The sequence below is a fragment of the Bartonella japonica genome (assembly GCF_040545385.1).
GTDB classification, from domain to species: Bacteria; Pseudomonadota; Alphaproteobacteria; order Rhizobiales; family Rhizobiaceae; genus Bartonella; species Bartonella japonica.
The window spans coordinates 22,841-31,225 of sequence record NZ_JBEPLT010000015.1; the positions used below are offsets into that span (position 1 = coordinate 22,841).

An 8,385-nucleotide genomic window follows, 5' to 3' on the forward strand; every position below is an offset into this window, starting at 1 on the left:
CCAAAATTATGAAAGCAAAATACTTGCTTTTACAAAAATTTACCGCATTTAAACCAAATGCATTTTCCAAATGATGAGTCATTCTTTGTCTTCTCAAAGATCCACTACATTTCAAGAAAAGCTCTCTTTTTGTATCCCCTACCGCCATACACATGGACTATTGTTTTGATTGCATAATATTCTCCTCATGAATTTACTATTCACTTGTAGGATTTACTGCTTTCAAAACAATCATCTGACTATGTAGCCCTTCAGCCAATTGTCACTTAAAGAAGTTTTGAAACCGTCATTTGTTCCCTAAACAAATTTTGCAATACGAAGAATTTATTCTTTTGAGTTTTGTAGGTATACCGCTAGAAAATGGTAGTGCTTTTCCCCAAACATAGACAGTATAAAGGCATATTATTTTTTGAAGAAAAGTGATTGAATATTCTATAAAGCTTCTATATCGCTAACCTTCCTCAAAGCAGTATAAAAGTACCTTAAAGTTTTTCTCAAAAAATCTCTTGTATAAAGGGAAAAGAAGATAAACGCACATGCTCTTAAAAAAAATATACAGGAATGCCACTATCAGATTACTCCCTTCCCTCTTTTCATTTTTGTTTTCTCTTACCTTGTCAATGGCTGCCGACAAATCAAAAATTAAACTTGGTATCATGGAAGGGCGTGAAGCAATTATCTGGAAAGACGCTGCCGAACAAGCAAGAAAAGCTGGTTTAGATATTGAGCTTGTTTATTTTTCTGATTACACTTTACCTAACGATGCTGTTAACGCAGGAGGAATTGATGCGAATGCTTTCCAGCACACTCCTTATCTTAACCAACAAGTTGAACAACGTGGCTATAAACTTTCAACTGTAGGATATACATTTATCACCCCAATTGGTGTCTATTCACGCAAAATCAAAGATCTCAAAGAACTGCGTGATGGTGCGCATGTTGGTATCCCTAACGATCCATCGAATGGCGGAAGAGCTCTCCTTCTTCTCAATTCTTTAGGTCTTATTCAATTAAAGGATTCCAATAATATTCTCGCATCCCCACTTGATATTGCTGAAAACCATAAAAACTTACAAATTCGCGAATTAGATGCCGGTATGTTAGGGCGAACAATCGACGATTTTGATATCGCAATTATAAACACCAACTGGGCTATTGTCTCAGGATTAGATCTACAAAAAGATGCAATCGCATGGGAAAAAAACAAAAAATAATCCTTATGACAATATCATCGTTGTACGCACTGCCGAAAAAGATGAACCATGGATAAAAAAATTAGTTGCTTCTTATAACAATGACCTTATCCGTGCAAAAATCAAAGAGGTTTTTGGTACAACCGCTCAAACATCTTGGTAATTGTCCCAAACATCTTGGTCATTATGAATGGAAAAAAACGCTCTTATCTCCTTAAAAAACGTCAGCCGTTGTTTTAATAAAACATCTGGTATTCCAGCAGTTGACAATTTATCTTTGCGTATCCATGCTGGAGAAATCCTTGGCATTATTGGACGGAGTGGAGCAGGAAAATCAACGCTTATTCGTTGTTTAAATGGATTAGAAAAAATTGATTCAGGATCTATTTTCTTTGAAGGCGTGGATATTTCGAATCTGTCAGAGACAGAATGGGCGCCTTATCGCCAACGTATCGGAATGATTTTTCAACATTTCAATCTTTTATCATCAAAAAATATTCTTGATAACATTGCATTACCACTGAAGCTAACAGGTCTACATAAAAAACAACGCTATAAACGAGCCCTTGAACTCATTGAATTGGTCGGATTATGCGGGAAAGAATACTGTTATCCAGCAGAATTATCAGGAGGACAAAAACAACGTGTTGGAATTGCGCGTTCTCTAGCAGCTAATCCTAAAATATTGTTATCAGATGAAGCTACTTCTGCTCTTGATCCTGAAACAACACAATCTATTCTAGAACTTCTTGCCGATATTAATCATCGTCTCAATCTTACCATTGTTCTCATTACTCATGAAATGGAAGTTGTGCGCACCATTGCGCATCGTGTTGTTGTCCTCAATCAGGGTCGTATCGTGGAAGAAGGACAGGTAAAAGATATTTTTACATCACCGCAAGATGATACAACCATTGCTATGCTTAAACTTGTTACTCCACAACTTCCTGAAAAGTTTGCGAAAAATCTTAAACCAATAGGTCAAGAAGCACTTATTGAAATCAATATTGCAGGCGAAACTGCCCAACAACCTTTTCTCCATATTCTGGAAGATGAAACCGGTTTAAGAGCACGTATTCTTCATGGTGGCATTGATACAGTTCAAGGCGAAACGATCGGACGATTATTTTTAGGGCTTCCTAGCCAAGATAAAGAAGCTTTAGAAAAAGCTATTCAGTGGTTAACGGAAAAAGGTCGATATTGTGAGGTTTTAGGTTATGTTTAATGTCCTTGCTCATGAACTCCCCAACGGCTGTTATCGATACAATATTGATGACAATAAGTGCTTCTTTGGTGGCACTTATTATAGGACTTCCTCTTGGTCTTCTACTTTACACAACTGCACGTGGAGGGATTTTTGCCTCATATCTTATCAATCGCCCTTTGAGTATTATCATTGATAGTATTCATGCTATTCCTTTTATTATTCTCGCATTTTACCTTCTCCCTCTTACGCGTATAGTTGTAGGAAGAGGAATAGGAATGCCTGCGGTAATCTTTATACTTACCATTTCAGCTATTCCTTTTTATGCACGAATGGCAGAACTCTCTTTTAAAACAGTTGAGAGAGGTCTCATTGAAGCTGTCCGTTCCATGGGAGCAAGCCGTCTTCAAATTGTCAGACATGTTCTTATTCCCGAAGCACTTCCTAGCCTCATCACGGGTTTTACAGTTATGGTTATTTCTCTTATTGGAACCACTTCACTTGCTGGATATCTCGGTGGGGGTGATCTAGGCGATATGGCGATCCGCTATGGTTATCAGCGTTATAACACTTCCATCATGACATGTGTTATCATTCTTTTGATTGTTCTTAATGTTGTAACCCAGTGGACTTCTGATAAAATTGTGAGAAAATTAGATAAAACAAAACGTTAAAACACTTTAGAAATTTGCAGATTTCTCACCAACCATTGCAACAATAAGCCATTGAGCGGTGAGAGCTGGTTTTTTAAACTGTTCGATTTCCACGGTAACACCATAATGAAAAACGACCCGACCAGAAGAACGAATCTCAGCATCATTTAAAATAAACCGAGCACGCACCTGCACACCTGTTTTCACAGGGCTCATAAAGCGCACTTTATCAAAACCATAATTAATCCCCATTATTGTACCTTCCAACTCTGGAAGAGCCTCATAAGCCAAAGTAGACAAAAGTGATAATGTTAAAAAACCATGAGCAATAGTCCCGCCAAAAGGCGTTTTTTTAGCCCTTTCCTCATCTACATGTATCCATTGGTGATCATCTGTTGCGTATGCGAATTGATTAATCATATCCTGTGTAACAAGACGCCATTGAGACACCCCTACTTCTTTCCCAATAAAATTGGTTACATCTTGTACTGCTATTTTTTTCTGCACAATGCTATTCCTGTTTTATTTGATAAAAGCATGTATACCCTCTTGCTTTTATAAAGCTCATTGATTAGAGCAACAAGAATAAAGACAAATTGTCTTAAAAGCAAACGCGCTTTATAAATGAGAGACACCTTTTCAAAAGGGTAATTTTCAAATGAGAAAAAATAATGGCAAGCAATGTAAGCCTAACAGGTTTAGCGCGTGATTTGAAGAAACGCGCAGAAAACCACCCACCTATCCGTATTGGACTCATTGGCTGTGGTGAAATGGGGACAGATTTACTATCAAGCGTCGCACAAATGGATGGCATAATAATTGCAGCCGTTGCGACTCGAACACCATCTCGAGTTTTTGAGGCTGCTCTATTAGCCTACGGTGAAGATGGACATGTATGTGAAGTTGAAAGTACTCATGCTCTCACAAAAACCATTGAAAAAGGTTTAATTGCAACCACAAGCGATATTAATCTTGTCTTATGCCATGAACAAATTGATATTATCGTTGATGCAACAGGTTATCCTGAAATTGGAGCAGAAATTGGTTTTAAAGCGCTTGAAAACAACAAACATCTTGTCATGATGAATGTTGAAACAGACGTTACAATTGGCATTTATCTGAAACATGAAGCAGACAAACGAGGTCTCATTTATACACTTGGCGCTGGCGATGAACCGACTTCCTGTATGGAACTCATTGAATTTGTTTCAGCCCTTGGACACAAGATTGTTGCAGCAGGGAAGGGAAAAAATAATCCTCTTATCTTTGATGCAACACCTGATGCTTACGAAGAGGAAGCATTACGACGGAACATGAATGTTCGCATGTTGGTGGAATTCATTGATGGTTCTAAAACGATGGTTGAAATGGCAGCAATTGCCAATGCAACTGGGCTTCTCCCCGATCGCCCAGGAATGCATGGACCACAAGCATCGCTTCAAGATTTAAGCAAAGTACTTATTCCAAAACAGGATGGTGGTCTTTTAAAGCAGTGTGGGGTTGTGGATTATTCAACAGGTCCAGGAGTTTCACCAGGTGTTTTTGCCATTGTGGAGATAACACATCCACGTCTGCGCGAACGTATGGAAGATTTAAAAATTGGGAAAGGGCCTTACTTCACTTTTCATCGTCCCTATCATTTAACAGCCATGGAAGTTCCCCTAACCTGTGCACGAGTTATGCTCTATGGCAAAAAAGATATGGCACCTCTTAACCAACCCGTAGCGGAAGTCTGTGCTGTTGCTAAGAAAAATTTATACCCTGGTGATCAGTTAGATTTCATTGGACTTTATACTTATCGTGCTTGGATCATGAGCCATGAAGAAGCACGCACCCAGCAAGCTATTCCTTGTGGTCTTCTGGAAAAAGCAACAGTAACAGCTGAAATTAAAAAAAATGAGCTTATTACAATACATAACGCCGCTATTCGGGAAGATCAATGGATTGCACGCCTTCGCGCCCAACAAGACCTCTTACTGAATCATCCCACCACAAACGCATGAGAAAGCTCTTATTACCTTTCAAAGCAACAGATGGTTTATAAATGTTGTTTATTACTTCACAAGATGAATAAGAATTTCAGTACGCAATATTGAGAAAGTTCAAACTTTCTTAAAATGGATCAAGAAAAGCCATTCATTTGCACTTCAAAAATAGAATTAACGTATGGATCAAAATCATTTAAGAAAACAATAAATCTGTCTCTTACGCTCTTTTACCAATTCGTTGAGAAAACCTAAACACCATTTTAGTCCACCAAATATTATAGTTTTTAAATTTTATTTTGCAAACCATGCTGCAAAAATATAAGAATTTCCCAAAATATCTCAAAAGCATGTAATGTAATAAGATGACTCTGAAAGTTAAAGCATCAAGCAAAACTTTAGAAACAGCAGATATGAACGAAACAGAAAGTTTTAGTTTTCAGTAAAGATCTTTTAATTTATCTGCACAAAACCCCTCAAACAATGAAAAAAGTATGAACAGATCATTCTCGCACAAAGGGTCCCTCTATTCGATGTGAATGATCTATTTATTTTAGACGAAGTGATTTAATAGTTCTCACAAAAGAAAATAGATTTGCACCTAAAACTTGAATATAACTATCAAAAAGTAAATCGGAAGGGAATATGAACACCGCTAACAAATTAAATACCCAAGAAGAAAAACAATATGTTTCTCAAAAACACGTCCTTATAAACAAAGCTTTTTTACACGTATGCTTTTCCTCTTACTTCTAATCTGTCGTAAACCAATCATTTTCATTGCAAATCTTCCCGCAGGAGGTTGTGCATTAATGGTCTTCTTATTTATTTACGGCCTCCTCTTACAATATCGCGAAGGAATACCAGAAAGAACATCCGTAGCTTTTGAAGTGCTAATGATAGTTGGTGGAACCATTTTTTCTTTGTTATCTGCATATGTTAGTTGGTCTTATGATGCGCTCATATTACGTTTAGCTCCTCCTGATTATGATCTTATACTCTTTCAATAAAAAACTAGAATTCACTCCATTCATACATAATACAAAATGAGAGGCTACCACCTCTCAAACTCTCTCTCTGTACGCTCACCAAAATCGTGAGATCAGCCCCCGCGTTGCAGGAAAGGACGAACAAGTCTTGGTTCTTAAGATCGAAAAATCCCTCTTACAGAACGCCTAAAATAATCTTTGCTCCACAACTATAACACCTTGTTTTATCCTCCTTTACGTGTCTGCAAAATCATGATCTTCTAAAGAGTGTCTTATGCCCCTAAGCGACGCGGTAAACAAACATTCAATACAAGGGAGGATCTAATGTTGTCTAAGTAAAACGAGGTAATAGAGAAAACAACACGTTTTCATAAGGACTATAGTCACTTAAGCTATAGAAGTAAGTAAGATTTATAAAAGTAATCATTCTCTATAACAAGAATAATCTTTCAAGAAACAATGCATTTATTTATTATGTTGTCATATTGATTTATAATGATAATTTACTATTTTTTGTATTCAATAAAAACTCAGATTATTATAAGATTCTCTCACTTAAAATCTATTTATCTTAAATCAATCACAACTATTTTCTTGCACATTACAGGAAGAAATTAAGTAAAAATTACTTGAAATAAGAACAAAAATACCTCTTATGAACCGTCTGAGTGCAAGGACTGTTGTAACATTGAAAGTAAGCAAATAAATGGTAAGCTAGCAAAGTGAATAATGATGTTGATTTGCATCTTAGTAAAGGTAGCTGTGTATAGTGGACTTTGCATTATACTATTCACACACACCATCGCAAAATAATCTTTTGAGCCTGAAAAAATGTTTCTTTAAACAAACCTATGATATGCACACAATAGCATTGTGTTTTGCATGAAGAGCGTAATCCCATTTAAAAATGCTCTAAACAAAAGCGTGAGGCAATGCGAAATCTCCATTCTTTGCGAAATACCCATTCTTTCAAAAATATTGCTTTGGATAGTTTTGAAAATCACAACACCGAATTTAAAGGTGATGATGAAAAGAGAGACTGTTTTTCTCCCTTAAAATTTTATATCCTGCCACAACGAGAATGGTTCCCCATTTCAGTAATAAGAACATCTGTATCGTTCTAGAAGCTATCGCCAGCTCATCAAGAATGATCACGACCTAACGTCGTATAGACCACTCCTGATGCTGATCGCTCCAAAGAACGAAACGAAGGGTAAAATACTCTGATAAAACAAAAAGCTCTCTTCTTTTAGATTTACAACAACAATCCTACAAAAGATATGACACCACCAAGGATACTCCCTGTTGCAAGAGAAGCCAATAATGAGATAACACTTACAGTATCCCAAACTAATGTAAATAAAGATGCTTTTCCACTTTTTACAAAAGCTAACCCATCTTTCCTCTCTATATCACGAACAACAGCTATATCTACCGTCGGCATCATTGTATTTTTTTCTAGCGCAACAACAGCTCCTCTCTCTTGAAATTGCGCTTGCACAATACCCGCATAACTCTCTATAGTCTGCGCCAAATAAAGAATAAATGCTGTAAATATATATGGACACAAACGATTTCTAAATACTTTAAACATAGCTTTCTTTGCTCCTCTTTTTCTTTACTGAAAAAATAAAAGAATATTTATAGTTATAAAAATCACGATGAATATATTTTATTATGTGTGATGATGTATAACACGTTATGATATTAATGTAAATACATAAAAACATATAAAATATTTATAATATAAAAATGAATTCTATCTATTAAATATACAATAACATGATTTATATAAACTTTAAAAAGTACTTAATACATAACAAACCAATATATCATTATGATAATATCATGAAATTGTTATACATAAAAAGTAAAGACCCTATACCAGCATTGTTTCATGATTTTCTTCATCTCTAATATTTTGTTATTTTTGATAAATGTAAGACTATCTAAAATGAAAAAATGTTCTTATTCTTCAATAATCGTACCATTCTTTGTAAAATCAATCGACCAGTCTATCATCCAAATGATTGGATCACATAAAAACCCAAAGGATTTATACTCTTAATCATCGCTATTAATCATTATATTATGTATTCATCCGGATTTTTTACCATATTACGAGTCAAGCACCCTCTTCCCAATAACATAACTTTATCTAATGTGTTTTTTTCTCATGAATTTTAAATTTTTAAACACACTGTCAAAAGAAAATTGGTTGATGAATATTTAGATCCTTTTGGCATATTTATACTCATGCCTAGAAGCCTAGAAGCCTAGAAGCCTAGAAGCCTAGAAGCCTAGAAGCCTAGAAGCCTAGAAGCCTAGAAGCCTAGAAGCCTAGAAGCCTAGAAGCCTAGA

At 35.9% G+C, this 8,385-nt stretch carries 5 protein-coding genes and 2 pseudogenes; 5 read left to right on the forward strand and 2 right to left on the reverse strand.

What is annotated here, in order from left to right; genetic code table 11:
• Positions 1-536 precede the first annotated feature (536 nt).
• The 3 genes and pseudogenes from ABID39_RS06495 (at position 537) to ABID39_RS06505 (ending at position 3,071) form a co-directional block, all read left to right on the forward strand.
• A pseudogene (locus ABID39_RS06495) lies at positions 537-1,356 on the forward strand (MetQ/NlpA family ABC transporter substrate-binding protein).
• A 27-nt stretch (positions 1,357-1,383) separates the two neighbouring features.
• Positions 1,384-2,418: a methionine ABC transporter ATP-binding protein gene (locus ABID39_RS06500; RefSeq protein ID WP_354187166.1), complete on the forward strand. Its 1,035-nt coding sequence runs from the start codon at positions 1,384-1,386 to the stop codon at positions 2,416-2,418.
• Positions 2,411-3,071 (forward strand): annotated as a pseudogene (locus ABID39_RS06505) (methionine ABC transporter permease). The gene ABID39_RS06500 and the pseudogene ABID39_RS06505 overlap by 8 nt, the downstream one beginning before the upstream one ends.
• Before the next feature lie 6 nt (positions 3,072-3,077).
• Here ABID39_RS06505 and ABID39_RS06510 read toward each other — a convergent pair.
• A complete protein-coding gene (locus ABID39_RS06510; protein ID WP_354187168.1) occupies positions 3,078-3,557 on the reverse strand; it encodes a MaoC family dehydratase in 480 nt (159 codons plus the stop codon).
• A 164-nt stretch (positions 3,558-3,721) separates the two neighbouring features.
• On the opposite strand from ABID39_RS06510, the gene ABID39_RS06515 reads away from it, so the two are divergent.
• On the forward strand, positions 3,722-5,053 hold the full coding sequence (locus ABID39_RS06515; protein WP_354187170.1) for an NAD(P)H-dependent oxidoreductase: 1,332 nt from the start codon (positions 3,722-3,724) through the stop codon (positions 5,051-5,053).
• A 794-nt stretch (positions 5,054-5,847) separates the two neighbouring features.
• Complete coding sequence (locus ABID39_RS06520) at positions 5,848-6,045, forward strand: hypothetical protein (protein ID WP_354187172.1); 198 nt, start codon at positions 5,848-5,850, stop codon at positions 6,043-6,045.
• Positions 6,046-7,279: 1,234 nt separating this feature from the next.
• On the opposite strand, the gene ABID39_RS06525 is transcribed toward ABID39_RS06520, so the two are convergent.
• On the reverse strand, positions 7,280-7,618 hold the full coding sequence (locus ABID39_RS06525) for a hypothetical protein (RefSeq protein ID WP_354187174.1): 339 nt from the start codon (positions 7,616-7,618) through the stop codon (positions 7,280-7,282).
• Between the last annotated feature and the right edge of the window lie 767 nt (positions 7,619-8,385).